Below are 14,912 nucleotides of genomic sequence, written 5' to 3'. Positions count from 1 at the left end.
TCGAAGCGAGCCCGCTCTCTGGGAACCAGGCGTACGTGAAGGGCTCGTCGGAGCGCACGACCACATCGCCCTTGGCCAACGGTACGGGCTCCAGATGCGGGGTAAGAAGCGCGAGATCGGCTGGCGGCAATGCGCGGAGCAGGCAGTTCCGGAACGGTTGGGTCATCGCACCGTCGTGGTGGGCGCGCTGGACCGGCGCGGTTCTGAGTGGCCCGCACCCGTCCTACAGAGGACAGCCCCTCCGTCTCATTCGCATAGGTGTAAGAGCCGAACCGAGCCGATCTCGTGCTCTCGCCATCCGGTCGAGCACCGGCTTGGTGCGGTATCGAACCGGATCCCTCGCGCTGGCGAACGGTTGGCCTTACATCCAACCAGAGTAGTGTAGCGGATGATGACGCGTACAAAAGACAAATCTGACACAAACAACTCCACCGAGACCCTTCTGAATGTGATCTGGCGTAATATTCCCGCCACCCGGCGCATCGCGGAGACGAACGGCCTCGGCCATCGAGGGGCGGCTCTGCTGCGCAAGGCGTCCTGACGTCCCCGAGGCCGGGCTCGCGACGGTGGGCCCGCCCTTTCGCAACGGGGACTCGTCCGGTCGAGGATCAACAACAATGCTGCACATTCATTTCGGCGCGGGCCGCCTCGGCCTGGGCCTGGTCATACCCGCGTTCCAGTCGCCCACGACCGAGAGCGTCATCCTGAACCGCGCCGTCTCCGGCGCGAACGCGACGGGCAACACGGCACTCGGCGCAGAGCGGCGCAACGCGCTGCTGCGGGACAACCCCGAGCAGACCTACCACCTGCGCATCCTGGACGGTGCCGAGGCGCCGACGCAGCGCGTCCGCTACGCGGGCTTCCACACCTACGCCGATAAGGGACTCGGGCGGCTGACGCGACAGATCGTCGGCGCCTCGGCGGCGCAGCACCGGGGCGTCGTCGTCACGGCCTCCGTGCTGAAGCGCGAGAATTACGGCCCGGTGATCGAGGCGCTGTGCACGCTGGCCCGTCTGCGCGAAGCCGGCGAGCCGATCGGCCCGATCTTCCTGGTCGCCTGCGAGAACACAGTCTCGGCCCAGGAGGTACTGGCTGAACTCCGCCCGGCCGACGGGCTCACCGCGGCCGGCGCGGCCGTCCTGCGCCGCCAAGTGACGCCGGTCGCCGCACTCGTCGACCGGATGTGCGTCGATCTGGAGGAGGATGCGTCGGGTGCGCACCCGACCGTCAGCGTGCGCACCGAGCCCTACGCCTCCCTGAGGCTCGGGCTCGGGCCCGACACGGAGATCCTGCGCAACCTCTGTGCCGGCAGTGGGATCGGCTTCGGGCGCCATCTCGACGTCGAGAAGCAGATCAAGGGCTGGCTGCTCAACGGCACGCACTGGCTGATCGCCCTGCGGGCCTTCCAGGCGAGCGGCGGCGACCGCGCGATGAAACTCAACGCCTTCATGGCGGCCTCGCCCGAGGAGCGCCGCCACGCCATCGCGGTGATGGACGAGATGCGCGAGGGCGTAGCCCTCCTGCTGCGGCGCGATCCCGCCTACGCGGCTTTCGTGCGCGACGTGGATGTCGATGCGTACCTGGCGGGGGCGGCGACCGCCATCCTCAAGCGTTTCTTCGCGACCGAGGACCCGATCACCCGCATCCTGGCCCGCTTCCAGGCGCCGCCGGCCGGCGATCCGAGCCCGATCGAGGCCTTCAGCAGCCGCTTCGCGGACCGCATCAACGGGCCGCTCGCCGCCTACGAGGCCGAGAAGGGCGTGCTGCCCCCGGCGGCGAGCCGCAGCCTGCTGAGCCTGCTGCACCTCGTCCAGTCCGGCACCTTCATCGACGCCCGTGTCCAGTGAGCGGCAGCCAGAGGCCGCGCCGCGAGAAGGAACCGACCGTTTGCAAACCCCGACTCTGATCTTCGACTGCGACGGCGTGCTGATCGACAGCGAGATCCTCGTCTGCCGCCTCGTAGCCGAGGAATTGACGGCGCTGGGCTTCCCGATCTCCGTGGCGGAGGTGATCCGGCGCTTCGCGGGGCGTCCGGAGGGCGCGATGCTGGCCGATCTGGAGCGGGAGCACGGCACACCCATGCCGGAAGCTTTCCTGGCCCGGACCCGCGAGCGCACCGCCGCCGCCTACGCCACCGAGCTGCGCGCGGTTCCGGGCGTGGACGCGGTCCTGCGGCGCCTGCGCGCGCCGGTCTGCGTTGCCTCGAGCAGCGCGCCCGGCAAGCTGCGCCAGGGGCTGGAGACTACCGGGCTCCTTGGGCATTTCGGCGCGAACGTCGTCAGCGCCGCCTCGGTCGCGCGCGGCAAGCCGGCCCCGGACGTCTTCCTGTACGCGGCCGGCTGGATGCGCAGCGCCGTGCAGGATTGCGTCGTCGTCGAGGACAGCGTGCCGGGCGTCACGGCAGCCCGCGACGCGGGAATGCGCACCTTCGGCTTCACCGGCGGGTCGCACTGCCCGCCCGATCTGGAGGCGCACCTGCGGGCGGCGGGCGCCGAAGAGGTCTTCGGCGAGATGGCCGCGCTGGAGCGGCTCCTGCCCACGGTCTTCGCGGAGCCGCTGGCGGCCTGACGCCGCCCGCGGCCGACGTTCTAGTGAGAGGGAACGGGACCCAGCGCCGAGCCTGGAAAGCGCTCGGCCGCCCGCTCACGCAGCAGGGAGGCCGTCAGGCCGAGGAGGCCGAGGCGATCGCAGGTCAGGCCGTAGACGGAGCCCACTAGGTGTTTGGTCCCGCTGCGTGGTGGTACAACTGCTGCCGCATGGAGGGACACGGCTCAGGGACAGGTTCTCCACGGCAGCGCCACGACGACTGAGGCAGTTCGTCGGGCAATCCAAGCTGGTCAAGAGAGCGTAAGGGCCGCCGCCAAGCGCTACGGCATCAGCGCCACGACGGTGCAGAAGTGGCGCTCACGCCAGACCAGCACGAATGCGCGAACGGGACCGAAGGAGCCCCGCTCCAGCGTGCTGAGCCTGGAGGACGAGGCGGATTGATGTCAGGCCGCGCAGGCAAGCCCTTGGGCGGGGGTCTTGCAGGCGCGTACGCAGGCACGGGCGAGCGCCTCTGTCGCGTCCACCAACTTCGTGCGCAACGTCTCTTCAACCGACGCGAGTGCCACAGGGATCTCAGTGCAGGCCATCACGACTTGGCTGCAGCCCGCATCAATCAAGGCTTCAGCCTGTACCTGCAGGATATTCGCGGCCTCGGCGATCTGCCCTGCCTTCACCAAACGGATCGCCTGCATCACCGCGTCCTGGCTGGCGGCGTCCGGCACGCGGCACGACAAGCCTTTGCAGGACAGGCGCTCCTGATAGAGCCGGCCCTCGACGGTGCTGGTCGTGCCCAGCACGCCGATGCAGTCGCCCTTCCGTGCGGTCAACTCGCAGATCACTGCGTCCACGATGTGCAGGATGAGGAGCGGCGTCTCATACTGGAGGGCGCAGTGCCACATGTGCGCGGTGTTGCAGGGGATGGCGATGCAGGTCGCACCTGCAGCTTCCAGCCGCCGCAGGGCATCGCGCATGGCAGGAAGCGGATCGGCTCCCTCGCCCCGGAGTGCGGCGTTGCGGTCCGGAATGTTCGAGGCGGAGCATACAACCATCGGGACGTGATCCTGGTCGCAGGCTGCCGGAGTGTTGCGAACGACCTTCGCCATGAAATCGACGGTCGCCATCGGACCCATCCCACCGAGAACACCGAGCATCGTGACCTCCTGCTGTCAGGGCACGATGCGTGGCCCTCACCTTCGGGTCCAATGCCGTCTCAGTCCGGCCTATTCCGATTCTGCATAGTTCCGGCCACGACCTCCGCAGCCTCCCAGACGGCTGACACAGCGGCGCGGCGATGACCGGCATTCCTGTAGAGGCGCACCTCGAGAGGCATTGCCTCGCCAAACGCGATCAACCTGCCTTCGGTCAGGTCGTGCCTGACGAGGCTATGCGGTAGCCACGCGAGACCATGACCCTCCAGAGCCATGAACTTCAGCGCCTCGGCCATCGCGTTTTCGTTTGTGTGGGCAATCACTGCGGGCGGCCCGCCGGCCTGCGCCTGTGCGACCGTCGCCACGCGGCCCAAGAAAGAGTTTTGCGTGTAGCTCAATAGCGGCAATGGCGCGTCCGCCTCAGGGCTCCGAACCGCCACAAGGCTGTCGGCCCCTACCACCCGGTGTGGGAACTGCGCCGTGTCGAGCAGGATCGGCACGCTCGGATGGTGGAAGGTCAGCAGGAAGTCGTAGCCGCCCTCGACAACTGCCTGGATGCATGTGTGGAAGTCGTCGGGCAACAGGCGGCTACTCAAAGGGCCGGTCCGAGCCTCGATCTGCCGGAACCAGCCCGGGAAGAAGCTCAGAGCCAGGGTGTGAAGCGCCGCGACAGCAACGGTCTGCTTGTTCGGTTGGGCGCTGGCCTGCAAAGCGGCGCGGGTACCGTGCAGCATGCGCACGGCTTCCTCGGCAGTCTCGCGGAACTCCCGCCCGGCCGGCGTCAGCGAGGTCGGATAGGTGCTTCGATCGATAAGAGCGACCCCGAGCCAGGTCTCCAGTGCCTGGATCCGGCGGCTGAAGGCGGATTGAGTGACGTGGCGCTCCTTGGCTGAGCGCGAGAAGTTGCCAGTACGGGCGAGGCTGGCGAAGTCCTCAAGCCATTTCAATTCCATGATGGGTCGGGACTAGCGCGATGGCGGGCTGTGACCAACCTCCTGCCGTGTCCAGAGGTTAGGATGATCGATATCGCACGAATGACCGCTTCGGGAACAGATGCCAAAGTTTACTTTCCTCCCTTATCCGGGCTTTCGGCCGAGCCGGCTCGGATGCCCCGCTTAGGGTCAAGAATTCGCCGGGCGGCCACGCGTCCCCACGTCAGTCCCAGCCTAGGGGTACTACGGCGCCGGCGAGGGCGCCATTTGGCATTTTGCAGGAGGTGGGCACAGGCGGCCCCATGGGGATTGACGGGGTATGTGCACGCGCCTGTGGTGACCGGATGAACGGACGAATGAACTTAGCTAACAGAGTATAAGCAAAAGGATCATCGCTTTTCTTTGCAATATTTTTTTCTCTGCGCCGGCCGCGACGGCCATCGGATTTATGACTGATCTTGGCTCGCTGGCTTGAATAAAGCTGCATCCAGCCGATTTGCATCAGATGGCGCAACGGCGAGGATGGCTTTGCCTCGCTAGAACTCCATGCCGAACTTGACGCGCAGGTTGTGGCGCTCGAATTGGTTCAGGCCGAGCCCGCGCTGAGCGTAGGCCGAGTCGGTGTCGCGGCCCCAGACCTGGGCTGAGTAGGCCACGGTCAGCCAGACCTTTTCGGTGAAGCGGCGATGCAGGGCGGGGCCGATGAACACCGCCTCGCTCTCCAGTCGATTGAGGAAGATACCGTCGTAGCCGCGCAGGTAGCGCACCTCCGGGCCTATGAAAGTCCCCTCCGCAACCTGCCCAACCACGGCGTTCGACCACAGGAAGGTCGAGGAGCGGTAGCCCTGGCCCGCCGCTCCCCGCTGGCGGCCGGCAGCTGGCTCGAAGCTGATGTTGCTGCCGTACCAGACCTTGCCGGGCACGATCTGCACGTCGAGCTGCAGCAGGCTCTCCATGTCGAACACGTTGGCGCCGTTGCCCTCGACCGGCAGGACCCGGGTGAAGCGGGGCCGCAGCTCGATGGCCAGCCCCAATGGCTGCTCGGCCGAGCCCTTCAGGAACTGGTACTTCAGCTCGACCGAGACACCGTCGAACGTGCCGAAGACCTTGTCGTCCAAGTCCGCGATGTTGCGCTGCCGGCGCAGGTTGCCGAAGGCGCTGAGCTCGACGCTGAACCGGTCCGCCGGGTTGAACTGGTAGGCGAGCCGCGTGTCGAGCACGCGGTAGGTGGAGGGGCCAGGACCGTCTCGGCGCTTGCTCAGGCGCGAGATGGTGTCGATCACCATCTCCTGCTCGCCCTTTTCGCCGGCGTCGGAGCCTTCGGTGAAGCCGAACAGGTGCTCCGTATCGACGTCCTTCTGCTCGCTGGACTTGTCGTCCTTCCCGCCCGAGCCACCGCTCTTCCTTGAGGACATCGCCTTGTCGTTCTTCGGCTCCTCGGCGAGCGCAGGAACCACCGCAAGGACAGAGGTCAGCAGCAGGGCTACGGCAAGCTGCCAGATGCGCTGTGCCGACGAAGCTTGCCCGATCATGATCCTGCGCCCCCCATAACGATACGCGCAACCGTGGGTAGGCGAGCGGACGGGCCTATGCCTGTCACGGAATGGCAACGCTTGGCCGGAACGCTGCGGGGATGGGATGAATGTGCCGGGCGGGACGTAAGTCGCTGGAGGCCTGTTCATCCGCACGGCCTTCCATCCCCTCGGGCATTGAGGCTCGACGCCTCGGCACGGTGCCCCTGGATGGCCTGAATAGGACCCGCCGGGAGCGATCCCCCGACGAGGCTGCGGCTGGAGAATCGCGTCCCTTCTGCATCTGATGCAAGGACGCGTCCTGCCCGTGCCCATCACCATCACCGTCGAAAAACTTGCGCGCCTGAGCGGCACTCCCGGTCGTCCAGCTGTCGTCGACGTGCGCACCTACCAAGTGTTCCTCGCGCACCAGCGCCATGTGCCCGGCTCCCTGGTCCGGGCCTCCGACAGGATCGCCGAGTGGGCGCCGAGAGTGCGCGGCAGGTCCGTCGTGGTCGTCTGCGAGTACGGGCGTCGGAACAGCTACGGCGTCGCCGCTTGGCTGCGCGGCGCCGGCGTCGAAGCTGAGGCTCTCCAAGGTGGTATCTCGGAAGGCCGCCGAGCTGCCGATTTCCGGCCGGCAAGATCCGTAACCGCAACGAGCAGGGCCGCACTGTCTGGGTCACGCGGGCCCGCCCCAAGGTCGACCGCATCGCCTGCCCCTGGCTGATCCGTCGCTTCGTCGCCCCCGAGGCCGTCTGCCTGTTCGTGCCGCCGGGCGAGGTCACTCGCTCAAGCGAGCGGCGCCCACCTGTGCGCGATTGCCTTGACCTTCCCATCATGGGAAGGCCCATCTGGGTGTGACGTTATCAAAGGGAGTGCGTCATGCATCGCTTCAAGGTCGAGAAGATGGGCTGCGGCGGCTGCGCCAAGTCCGTGACCCGCGCCATCCAGGCCGTCGCGCCGAATGCCCGGGTCGAGGTGGACCTGGGGGCCAAGCTCGTTACCGTATCCGGTGACGACGACCCGGCCGACCGGATCGCCCAGGCCATCGCCACGGCGGGCTACCCGGCCGAGTTGCTGCTAGCGGCTTGAAAGGCCGCCACGGCAACCAAACCTTCCCTTTCGCCATTCACGTCCCATCGGCGGACATGGTCCCGCCGCTCGAACCGGTGTAAGCCAGACCTCATGAGCCTCGACCGGCAAATCGTGCGCCTGATGGCGGCGATGATCCTCGCGATCATCGCCTACGTCGCGCCGTCCGCCGTCCAGGCTCACGAGGGTCACGCACATCACGGCCACCACATGGCCGCGGCACCCGTGGCCCACACCGCCCCGCCGACGGCTAAGGCGGTGCCTGTGTCCGCCAAGCCAGAGGCCCGATCCCAGGCCCCGATCTGGACCACGGTCGCGCTCCCGTTCGCTGCCGTCGAGACGGCCCGCATCGAGCCGACCGAGAACGGTTGTTGCCAGGCCGGCTGCAAGACCCGCTGCTGCGGGCCAATGGCCTGCTGCGCGACCGGCATCCTATCCGCGCCCTATGCCTTGTCTCCGACCCTGTTCCGAACCGGCACGCTGATCCCGTGCGACGTCGCCGGCCGTTCGGGCCCCGGCCCCGAGGCCCTGCCCAAGCCCCCACGAACTCTCGCGTGAAGGAGGGCGCGCCTCAGGCGCGCGACGCCCGGAGTGCGCCTGTGAACGGCGCCGTCCGGACTTCCCGACGCGAGGATTGCCGTACATGTCGACCCGTTTTGTCGCCGCCCTGCGCGCGGTGGCGCTGCTCGCCGCCGTCTTGGTGGGGCCGGCGCTCGCCCACGAGGGCCACGACCACGGCGCCGCGTCGCCGTCCGTCTCCAAGACCATCGCCCCACGCGGCGAGGCGCTCTCTGACGCCTTCGAGCTCGTCGCCATCCCGCGCGACGGGACCCTGACGCTGTTCCTCGACAGCTTCCGGACGAACGAACCGGTGCCCGGCGCGACCATCGAGGTCGAGACGCCGGACGGTCCCAAGGTCGCAACAGCCACGACCGACGGCGGCTACGCGCTGCCGGCGCCGTGGCTGTCGAGGCCCGGCCGGCACGAGCTCGTTGCGACCGTCACGGCGGGCGAGGACGTGGACGTGTTGACCGTCGCGGTCACCGTGCCCGACCCGAGGGCCGCCGCGCCGGGCGAGCCGGCCCCGGCGCAGACGGTTCTGGGGCGCGTCTCCGAGCTCGCCCACGGCATCCGTGAGCGGCTAACGGCCAAGGACCCGACCCTGGTGGCCGCGGTCGCCGTCGCCTTCCTGCTCGGCGTGCTCGTGGCGGCGCTCGCGCGCGGTCGCCGGGGCGCACCGGCCGTGGCCCTGCTCGCCATCGGCATCACCCTCGTCCTCGGGACCGCCGCCTTCGCGCACGGCGATGAGGACCACGGCGCACCGGTGCAGGGAGCGGCGCTGATCGGGCCACGCGCGTCCGGCTCCTCCGACCTGGCTCAACGTTTGCCCGACGGGTCGGTCTTCGTGCCGAAGCCGACGCAACGGCTCCTGGTCCTGCGCACCACCATGACCGAGCAGGGCAGCTTCCGCCGCTCGGTCGAGCTGCCCGGCCGCATCATCCCCGACCCCAACGCCAGCGGCGTCGTGCAGTCCTCGGTCGGCGGCCGGCTCTCGCCGCCCCCGTCCGGTGTCTTCCCGCGCCTTGGCACCAAGGTGCGCAAGGGCGACGGGCTCGCCACGGTGACGCCGCCGGTCCAGGCCGTCGACGTCTCCGACATGCGCCAGCGCCAGGGCGAGCTCGACCAGCAGATCGCCATCGTCGCGCGCCGGGTCGAGCGTTTCAGGAAACTCGCCACCACCGGCGCCGTCGCCCGAACCCAGCTCGACGACGCGGTCGCCGAGCTCGACGGCCTGCACGACCGCCGCGCCGCGCTCGATAAGATCCGGCAGCAGCCCGAGACCCTGGCCGCCCCCGTCGACGGCGTGGTGGCGCAGGCGACCGCCGTGGCCGGCCAGATGGCGGCACCCGGCGCCATGGTCTTCCAGATCGTCGACCCGAACCGCCTCTGGGTCGAGGCGCTGAGCTTCGACGCTCTGACGGCGGCCCAGGACGCCACGGCGCGGCTCGCCGACGGGCGCAGCCTGAAGCTCGCCTACCAGGGCACGGGGCTCGCCGACCGCAACCAAGCCATCCCGGTCCAGTTCGCGGTGCAGGGCGACGCCTCCGGCCTGCGCGTCGGCCAGTTCGTTACCGTGCTGGCCGGGACCGACACGGAGCAGTCCGGCCTGGCGCTGCCGCGGTCGGCCGTCGTGCGCACCGGCAACGGGCAAGACGTCGTCTACGAGCACACGACCGCCGAGCGCTTCGAGGCCCGGCCCGTGCGGGTCGAGCCGCTCGACGGCGGCCGCGTGCTGGTCGCCGAGGGGATCGGGCCCGGCAAGCGGGTGGTGACCCAGGGCGCCGAACTCCTCGACCAAGTCCGCTGAGGAGGTCGCCCGATGTTCACCTTCCTCGTCAGCCAGTCGGTCCGCAACCGCCTGCTCGTCCTCGTGATGGCCACGGTGCTGGTGCTCTTCGGCGCCTTCACCGCGACCAAGCTGCCGGTGGACGTCTTCCCCGACCTCAACAAGCCGACCGTCACCATCATGACGGAGGCGGAGGGCTACGCCCCCCAGGAGGTCGAGCAGCTCGTCACCTACCCCATCGAGACCCGGATGAACGGGCTGCCCGGCGTGACCCGGGTGCGCTCGGTCTCGGGCGTGGGCCTGTCCATCACCTACGTCGAGTTCGACTGGGGCACGGACATCTACCGCAACCGCCAGCAGGTCGCCGAGCGACTCGCCCTGGTGCAGGACCAGCTGCCCCGGGGCGTGACCCCGGTGATGGGCCCCATCTCCTCGATCATGGGCCAGATCCTGCTGGTGGCGGTCACCGGCGAGAGCGCCAGCCCGATGCAGGTGCGCGAGGTCGCCGATTTCACCATCCGGCCCCGGCTCCTCACCATCCCGGGCGTGGCGCAGGTCATCCCCCTCGGCGGCGAGGTGCGCCAGTTCCGAGTCAGCCCGAACCCGGCCGCCATGCGCGCGCTCGGGGTGACGAACGCCCAGCTTGAGACGGCGCTGGCGCAGTTCGGCACCAATGCCGGCGGCGGCTTCACCGAGCAGCATTCCCGCGAGTACCTCATCCGGAATATCGGCCGGACCATGAGCCTCGACGACCTGCGCAACCTCGTGGTCGCGACGGTCGCCGACACGCCGGTCCACTTGCGCCAAGTGGCCGAGGTCTCCTTCGGCGCGAAGGTGAAGCGGGGCGACGCCGGCTACATGGCCAAGCCCTCGGTCATCGTCTCGGTCGAGAAGCAGCCCGACGTCGACACCGTGCGGCTGACCCGCAGCATCGAGATGGCCCTGAAGGAGATGTCGCCGACCCTGCCATCCGGCATCAGGGCCGACCAGGTCCTGTTCCGACAGGCCGACTTCATCGAGACCTCGATCCGCAACGTCGAGCGCGTCCTCGTCGAGGCCGTGCTGGTGGTGGCGGTGGTGCTGTTCGCCTTCCTCCTGAACGTGCGCACCACGGCCATCTCGCTGCTCGCCATCCCGGTATCGGTGCTGACGACCGGGGTGGTGTTCCACCTGTTCGGGCTGTCCATCAACACGATGACCCTCGGCGGCCTCGCCATCGCCATCGGCGAGCTCGTCGACGACGCGGTCGTGGACGTCGAGAACATCTACCGGCGCCTCGGCGAGAACCGGCGGGAGGGCAACCCGAAGAGCGTGTTCCAGGTGGTGGTCGAGGCCTCGAACGAGGTGCGCTCGGGCATCGTCTACGCGACGCTGATCATCATCCTGGTGTTTGTGCCGCTCTTCGCGCTGTCGGGCATCGAGGGCCGGCTCTTCGCGCCGCTGGGGCAGGCCTACATCATCTCCATCCTGGCGAGCCTGCTCACCTCCATCACCCTGACGCCGGTGCTGGCCTCCCTGCTGCTGCCGGGCTTGAAGAACCTGGAGGAGCACGACAGCCGCTTCCTGAAGCTGCTCAAGCGCGGCAACGCCGCCCTGCTGCGGGTCGCCTTCCGCCACAAGGGGCTGCTAGTCGGCAGCGTCGCGGCGGCGGTGGTGGCCGCGGGCGTGGCCGCCTGGAACCTGCCGCGGGCCTTCCTGCCGCCGTTCAACGAGGGCTCGTTCACGGTCAACATGACCTTCAACCCGGGGATCTCGCTCGCCGAGAGCAACCGGGTCGGGCTGATTGCGGAAAAACTGCTCTTGGACATCCCGGGCGTGAAGGCGGTCGGCCGCCGCACCGGCCGGGCCGAGCTCGACGAACACGCCGAGGGCGTCCACTCCTCTGAGATCGACGTGGCGCTCGACGAGGGCGCAAGGCGTCCGAAGGAAGCGCTCGTCGCCGACATCCGCGGGCGCCTCGCGGCCCTGCCGGTGGCGGTCAACGTCGGCCAGCCGATCTCGCACCGGCTCGACCACATGCTCTCGGGCGTGCGGGCCGAGATCGCCCTGAAGGTGTTCGGCGAGGACCTCGACGCCTTGCGCCGGGTGGCGAACGCGCTGCGCGACCGGATGGCCACGATTCGGGGCCTCGTCGACCTCCAGGTTGAGCGACAGGTGCGCATCCCGCAGCTTGAGGTGCGCGTCGACTACACCCGGGCCGCTCTCTACGGCGTGCAGCCGGCCGCTGTCGTCGAGCAGATCAGCCGCCTCTCGAACGGCCGGGTGGTCTCGACGGTCGTCGACGGCGTTCGCCGCTTCGACGTGGTCCTGCGCCTCTCCGAGAACCGCCGGACGACGACGGGCCTGGGCGACCTGCTGCTGGAGACGCCCTCGGGCTGGGTGCCGGCGCGGCAGGTCGCCGACATCCGCGAGACCGACGGGCCGAACCAGATCCTGCGCGAGAACGCCCGACGCCGCATCGTCGTCCAGGCCAACACCAACGGCGAGAGCGACATGGCCACGGTCGTGACGGCCATCCGTGAGGCCGTGGCGAAGGAGCCGCTGCCGCCGGGCTTCTTCACCAGCCTGGAGGGCACCTTCCAGGCGCAGGAGGAGGCGAGCCGGACCATCGCGGCGCTCTCGGCGCTGTCCTTGGCTCTGGTCTTCGCCATCCTCTACAGCCGCTACCGCTCGGCCGCGCTCGCCCTCATCATCATGGGCAACGTGCCGCTCGCCCTGATTGGCTCGGTCGCCGCGCTGTGGCTGGTCGGGCAGCCGCTATCCGTGGCGTCGATGATCGGCTTCATCACGCTCACCGGTATCGCCGCGCGCAACGGCATCCTCAAGATCAGCCACTACCTGAACCTGTCGCTGCACGAGGGTGTGCCCTTCGGACCCGACCTCGTCGTGCGCGGCAGCCTAGAGCGGCTGACGCCGGTGCTGATGACGGCGCTCTCGGCCGGCGTTGCGCTGGTGCCGCTGCTCTACGATGCCGCGAGCCCAGGCAAGGAGATCCTGCACCCGGTCGCGGTGACGATCTTTGGCGGGCTCGTCAGCGCGACGCTGCTCGACACCTTCCTCACCCCCGTCCTGTTCCTGCGCTTCGGCCGCAGGCCGCTGGAGCGGCTGCGCGCCCTCCACGCCGAGGCGCCGGCCCACCTATCCCCGGACGGCGCGCGCCCGCGCCCGGCCGAGGCCTACTGACCAAAGAGGAGAGAAGACCATGATGCTGCAGAGACTGACCCTCGTCGCCGGCCTGCTCGGCGCCACCGCCGCCTACGCCCACGAGACCGCCGGGGCGCATGGCGGCCGCGTCGCCGATGCGGGCGACTTCCACGTCGAGCTCGTGACCAAGGGCGAGAGCGTCGACGTCTACGTATCGGACGGGCGGCAGAAGCCGGTGCCGGCCGCGGGCTTCAAGGGCACGGCCATCCTCGTCGTCGGCGGCAAGCCCGCGCGGGTCCCGCTGGAGCCGGCAGACGGCAACCGCCTCACCGGCAAGGCCGCGGCGGCGCTGGGCGCGAGCCCGAAAGGCGCCGTGCAGCTCACCGGCCCCGACGGCGCGACCGCCAGCGGCAAGTTCAACTGACCCCCACCCAGAGAGGGAAAGCCCATGACCGACCTTCGCACCCTCGCCAGCGTCGCCCTCCTGTCGGCCGGCCTCGCCGGACCCGCCATGGCCCAAGGCACGCACTCGCACGGCGGCCACGAGATGCCGGGCAACCCTTCCGCGACGCACGACGACGACATGATGAAGATGATCCAGGCGATGAAGCCGGACCCGAAGGACCCGGCCTCGACCAAGGACTTCAAGGCCGCCGATATGACGATGATGCACGACATGCACGTGCCCTACAGCGGCAACGCCGACATCGACTTCCGCACGCACATGATCCCGCACCACAGGGGCGCGGTCGCGATGGCCAAGGTGGCCCTGAAGCATGCCAAGGACCCGGCCACCAAGCAGATGGCCAAGAAGATCATCGACGACCAAGAGAAGGAGATCTCGGAGATGGAGGCCTGGTTGAAGCAGCACGCCAAGTAGCCGGGCCCTGGGTTCGGGACCGCCGCCAAGGGGCCCCAGACCTCGTCCGCCGATGCGCCGGAGTTTCATAGGAGAGCGCGATGCAAGCCGCTGCCCGCAAGGCCGTCCTCTACCGCATGGTCATGCCGAAGCACCTCTGCCCGTACGGGTTGAAGGCCAAAGACCTCCTCGAACGGGAGGGCTTTGAGGTCGAGGACCGCTGGCTGACGACGCGCGAGGACACGGAACGCTTCAAGGCAGAGCACCAAGTCAAGACGACGCCACAGACCTTCATCAACGGCGAGCGCGTCGGCGGCTACGACGACCTGCGCAAACGCTTCGGCAAGGCGGCCAACGACCCGAACGCGGCCACCTACACGCCCGTTGTCGCAGTGTTCGCCATGACCGCCCTGATGGCGCTGGCAGCCAGCTACGCTGCGTACGGCACGCCATTCACTCTCCGCGCCGCCCAGTGGTTCATCGCCTTCAGCATGTGCGTCCTGGCGCTCATGAAGCTCCAGGACATCGAGTCCTTCTCGTCGATGTTCCTGGGCTACGACCTGCTGGCGCAGCGCTGGGTGCGCTATGCCTACGCCTACCCGTTCCTGGAGGGCATCGCGGGCGTCCTGATGGTGGCGGGCGCGCTGAACTGGCTGTCCATCCCCGTGGCACTGTTCATCGGCACGGTCGGCGCGGCCTCGGTGTTCAAGGCGGTCTACGTCGACAAGCGGGAGATCAAGTGCGCCTGCGTCGGCGGGTCGAGCAAGGTGCCGCTCGGCTTCGTCTCCCTGACGGAGAACCTGATGATGATCGCCATGGCGGTCTGGATGCTGGCCGAGCATCACTGAGGGGCGCGGGCATGCGGCTTGACCTTCCCACGGTGGGAAGGGCTACCCACGGAGCCGTCGGCGCACCCGTTGCGTGTGGAGGGAAACCATGAATCGTATCGTCCTGTCCTCGGCCATCCTGCTGCTGCTGCTGGCGGCGTCCCCGGCAATGGCGATGTCCTGTTGCGGCGGCGGCAAGGGCAAGGGGGCGATGATGTGCGGCAAGGCCGCCCCCAAGGGCAGCATGGCCATGGACCACGGCGCCATGAAGGGAAAGAAGGGCGGCTGCTGCTGCGAGGGCATGTCCATGAACGTGAGCAGGCGCGGCTAGCGAGGATCGCCGGGAGGCCTTGACCGGTCGCTTCGGCCGCCCTGGTTTCGGCAGGCGGGGCCAGCTTTCATGTCACGCGCCTTCCGCGATCGTCGGGATCGGCCATCGTTCTCGCAGGGAAAAGCCGATTGAGGGGCGTGCAAGCTGCCCATTTAGAGCCTCTAACAAAAC

15 protein-coding genes and 1 pseudogene are annotated in these 14,912 nt (G+C 68.7%); 13 read left to right on the top strand and 3 right to left on the bottom strand.

What is annotated here, in order from left to right; all coding sequences use genetic code 11:
• Positions 1-617: 617 nt before the first annotated feature.
• From MFF54_RS20165 to MFF54_RS27910, 3 genes and pseudogenes are all read left to right on the top strand, one after another.
• On the top strand, positions 618-1,847 hold the full coding sequence (locus MFF54_RS20165) for a hypothetical protein (protein WP_238305096.1): 1,230 nt from the start codon (positions 618-620) through the stop codon (positions 1,845-1,847).
• 40 nt (positions 1,848-1,887) lie between these two features.
• A complete protein-coding gene (locus MFF54_RS20160) occupies positions 1,888-2,568 on the top strand; it encodes an HAD family hydrolase (protein WP_238305093.1) in 681 nt (226 codons plus the stop codon).
• A gap of 162 nt (positions 2,569-2,730) precedes the next feature.
• A pseudogene (locus MFF54_RS27910) lies at positions 2,731-2,982 on the top strand (helix-turn-helix domain-containing protein); the annotation flags it as partial.
• 8 nt (positions 2,983-2,990) lie between these two features.
• Here the strand turns inward: MFF54_RS27910 and cuyB are convergent.
• The 3 genes from cuyB to MFF54_RS20140 all read right to left on the bottom strand — a co-directional run bounded on the left by cuyB (position 2,991) and on the right by MFF54_RS20140 (position 6,159).
• Positions 2,991-3,698 (bottom strand): cysteate racemase, encoded by a 708-nt coding sequence (gene cuyB / locus MFF54_RS20150; RefSeq protein ID WP_370880310.1) that lies wholly within the window; start codon positions 3,696-3,698, stop codon positions 2,991-2,993.
• A 59-nt stretch (positions 3,699-3,757) separates the two neighbouring features.
• Entirely contained in the window at positions 3,758-4,648 is an 891-nt protein-coding gene (locus MFF54_RS20145) for a LysR family transcriptional regulator (RefSeq protein ID WP_238305091.1), read from the bottom strand.
• A gap of 515 nt (positions 4,649-5,163) precedes the next feature.
• Complete coding sequence (locus tag MFF54_RS20140) at positions 5,164-6,159, bottom strand: DUF6662 family protein (RefSeq protein ID WP_238305083.1); 996 nt, start codon at positions 6,157-6,159, stop codon at positions 5,164-5,166.
• Between the two features lie 286 nt (positions 6,160-6,445).
• Here MFF54_RS20140 and MFF54_RS27835 point away from each other — a divergent pair, with 286 nt between their 5' ends.
• The 10 genes from MFF54_RS27835 (at position 6,446) to MFF54_RS20095 (ending at position 14,741) form a co-directional block, all read left to right on the top strand.
• Positions 6,446-6,868, top strand: a complete 423-nt coding sequence (locus MFF54_RS27835) for a rhodanese-like domain-containing protein (protein ID WP_348529001.1) — start codon at positions 6,446-6,448, stop codon at positions 6,866-6,868.
• Positions 6,784-7,002: a chromate resistance protein ChrB domain-containing protein gene (locus MFF54_RS27730; RefSeq protein WP_306423974.1), complete on the top strand. Its 219-nt coding sequence runs from the start codon at positions 6,784-6,786 to the stop codon at positions 7,000-7,002. The genes MFF54_RS27835 and MFF54_RS27730 overlap by 85 nt, the downstream gene beginning before the upstream one ends.
• Before the next feature lie 21 nt (positions 7,003-7,023).
• On the top strand, positions 7,024-7,233 hold the full coding sequence (locus MFF54_RS20130) for a heavy-metal-associated domain-containing protein (protein ID WP_238305081.1): 210 nt from the start codon (positions 7,024-7,026) through the stop codon (positions 7,231-7,233).
• Positions 7,234-7,326: 93 nt separating this feature from the next.
• Positions 7,327-7,791, top strand: coding sequence for a hypothetical protein (locus MFF54_RS20125; RefSeq protein WP_238305079.1), 465 nt, complete (start codon positions 7,327-7,329; stop codon positions 7,789-7,791).
• Between the two features lie 85 nt (positions 7,792-7,876).
• Positions 7,877-9,601 (top strand): efflux RND transporter periplasmic adaptor subunit, encoded by a 1,725-nt coding sequence (locus MFF54_RS20120; RefSeq protein WP_238305077.1) that lies wholly within the window; start codon positions 7,877-7,879, stop codon positions 9,599-9,601.
• 12 nt (positions 9,602-9,613) lie between these two features.
• Positions 9,614-12,763, top strand: a complete 3,150-nt coding sequence (locus MFF54_RS20115) for an efflux RND transporter permease subunit (protein ID WP_238305062.1) — start codon at positions 9,614-9,616, stop codon at positions 12,761-12,763.
• Positions 12,764-12,782: 19 nt separating this feature from the next.
• A complete protein-coding gene (locus MFF54_RS20110) occupies positions 12,783-13,148 on the top strand; it encodes a hypothetical protein (protein WP_238305054.1) in 366 nt (121 codons plus the stop codon).
• A 24-nt stretch (positions 13,149-13,172) separates the two neighbouring features.
• On the top strand, positions 13,173-13,604 hold the full coding sequence (gene copM / locus MFF54_RS20105; RefSeq protein ID WP_238305052.1) for a CopM family metallochaperone: 432 nt from the start codon (positions 13,173-13,175) through the stop codon (positions 13,602-13,604).
• Between the two features lie 80 nt (positions 13,605-13,684).
• Entirely contained in the window at positions 13,685-14,431 is a 747-nt protein-coding gene (locus MFF54_RS20100) for a glutaredoxin family protein (protein WP_238305042.1), read from the top strand.
• Between the two features lie 88 nt (positions 14,432-14,519).
• Entirely contained in the window at positions 14,520-14,741 is a 222-nt protein-coding gene (locus MFF54_RS20095) for a hypothetical protein (RefSeq protein ID WP_238305040.1), read from the top strand.
• Positions 14,742-14,912 lie beyond the last annotated feature (171 nt).

It is taken from the genome of Methylobacterium gregans (assembly GCF_022179245.1).
GTDB classification, from domain to species: domain Bacteria; phylum Pseudomonadota; class Alphaproteobacteria; order Rhizobiales; family Beijerinckiaceae; genus Methylobacterium; species Methylobacterium gregans.
Note: the sequence above shows the minus strand (reverse complement) of the source record. Positions and strands in the feature narration are given on the sequence as shown.

Bases quoted from the DNA above. Each gene is read 5' to 3' on its own strand.
- MFF54_RS20115 (WP_238305062.1), top strand. From the start codon at position 9,614: ATGTTCACCTTCCTCGTCAGCCAGTCGGTCCGCAACCGCCTGCTCGTC.
- copM (WP_238305052.1), top strand. From the start codon at position 13,173: ATGACCGACCTTCGCACCCTCGCCAGCGTCGCCCTCCTGTCGGCCGGC.
- MFF54_RS20100 (WP_238305042.1), top strand. From the start codon at position 13,685: ATGCAAGCCGCTGCCCGCAAGGCCGTCCTCTACCGCATGGTCATGCCG.
- MFF54_RS20110 (WP_238305054.1), top strand. From the start codon at position 12,783: ATGATGCTGCAGAGACTGACCCTCGTCGCCGGCCTGCTCGGCGCCACC.
- MFF54_RS20130 (WP_238305081.1), top strand. From the start codon at position 7,024: ATGCATCGCTTCAAGGTCGAGAAGATGGGCTGCGGCGGCTGCGCCAAG.
- MFF54_RS20145 (WP_238305091.1), bottom strand. From the start codon at position 4,648: ATGGAATTGAAATGGCTTGAGGACTTCGCCAGCCTCGCCCGTACTGGC.
- MFF54_RS20165 (WP_238305096.1), top strand. From the start codon at position 618: ATGCTGCACATTCATTTCGGCGCGGGCCGCCTCGGCCTGGGCCTGGTC.
- MFF54_RS20140 (WP_238305083.1), bottom strand. From the start codon at position 6,159: ATGATCGGGCAAGCTTCGTCGGCACAGCGCATCTGGCAGCTTGCCGTA.
- MFF54_RS20095 (WP_238305040.1), top strand. From the start codon at position 14,520: ATGAATCGTATCGTCCTGTCCTCGGCCATCCTGCTGCTGCTGCTGGCG.
- MFF54_RS27835 (WP_348529001.1), top strand. From the start codon at position 6,446: ATGCAAGGACGCGTCCTGCCCGTGCCCATCACCATCACCGTCGAAAAA.
- MFF54_RS20125 (WP_238305079.1), top strand. From the start codon at position 7,327: ATGAGCCTCGACCGGCAAATCGTGCGCCTGATGGCGGCGATGATCCTC.
- MFF54_RS20120 (WP_238305077.1), top strand. From the start codon at position 7,877: ATGTCGACCCGTTTTGTCGCCGCCCTGCGCGCGGTGGCGCTGCTCGCC.
- cuyB (WP_370880310.1), bottom strand. From the start codon at position 3,698: ATGCTCGGTGTTCTCGGTGGGATGGGTCCGATGGCGACCGTCGATTTC.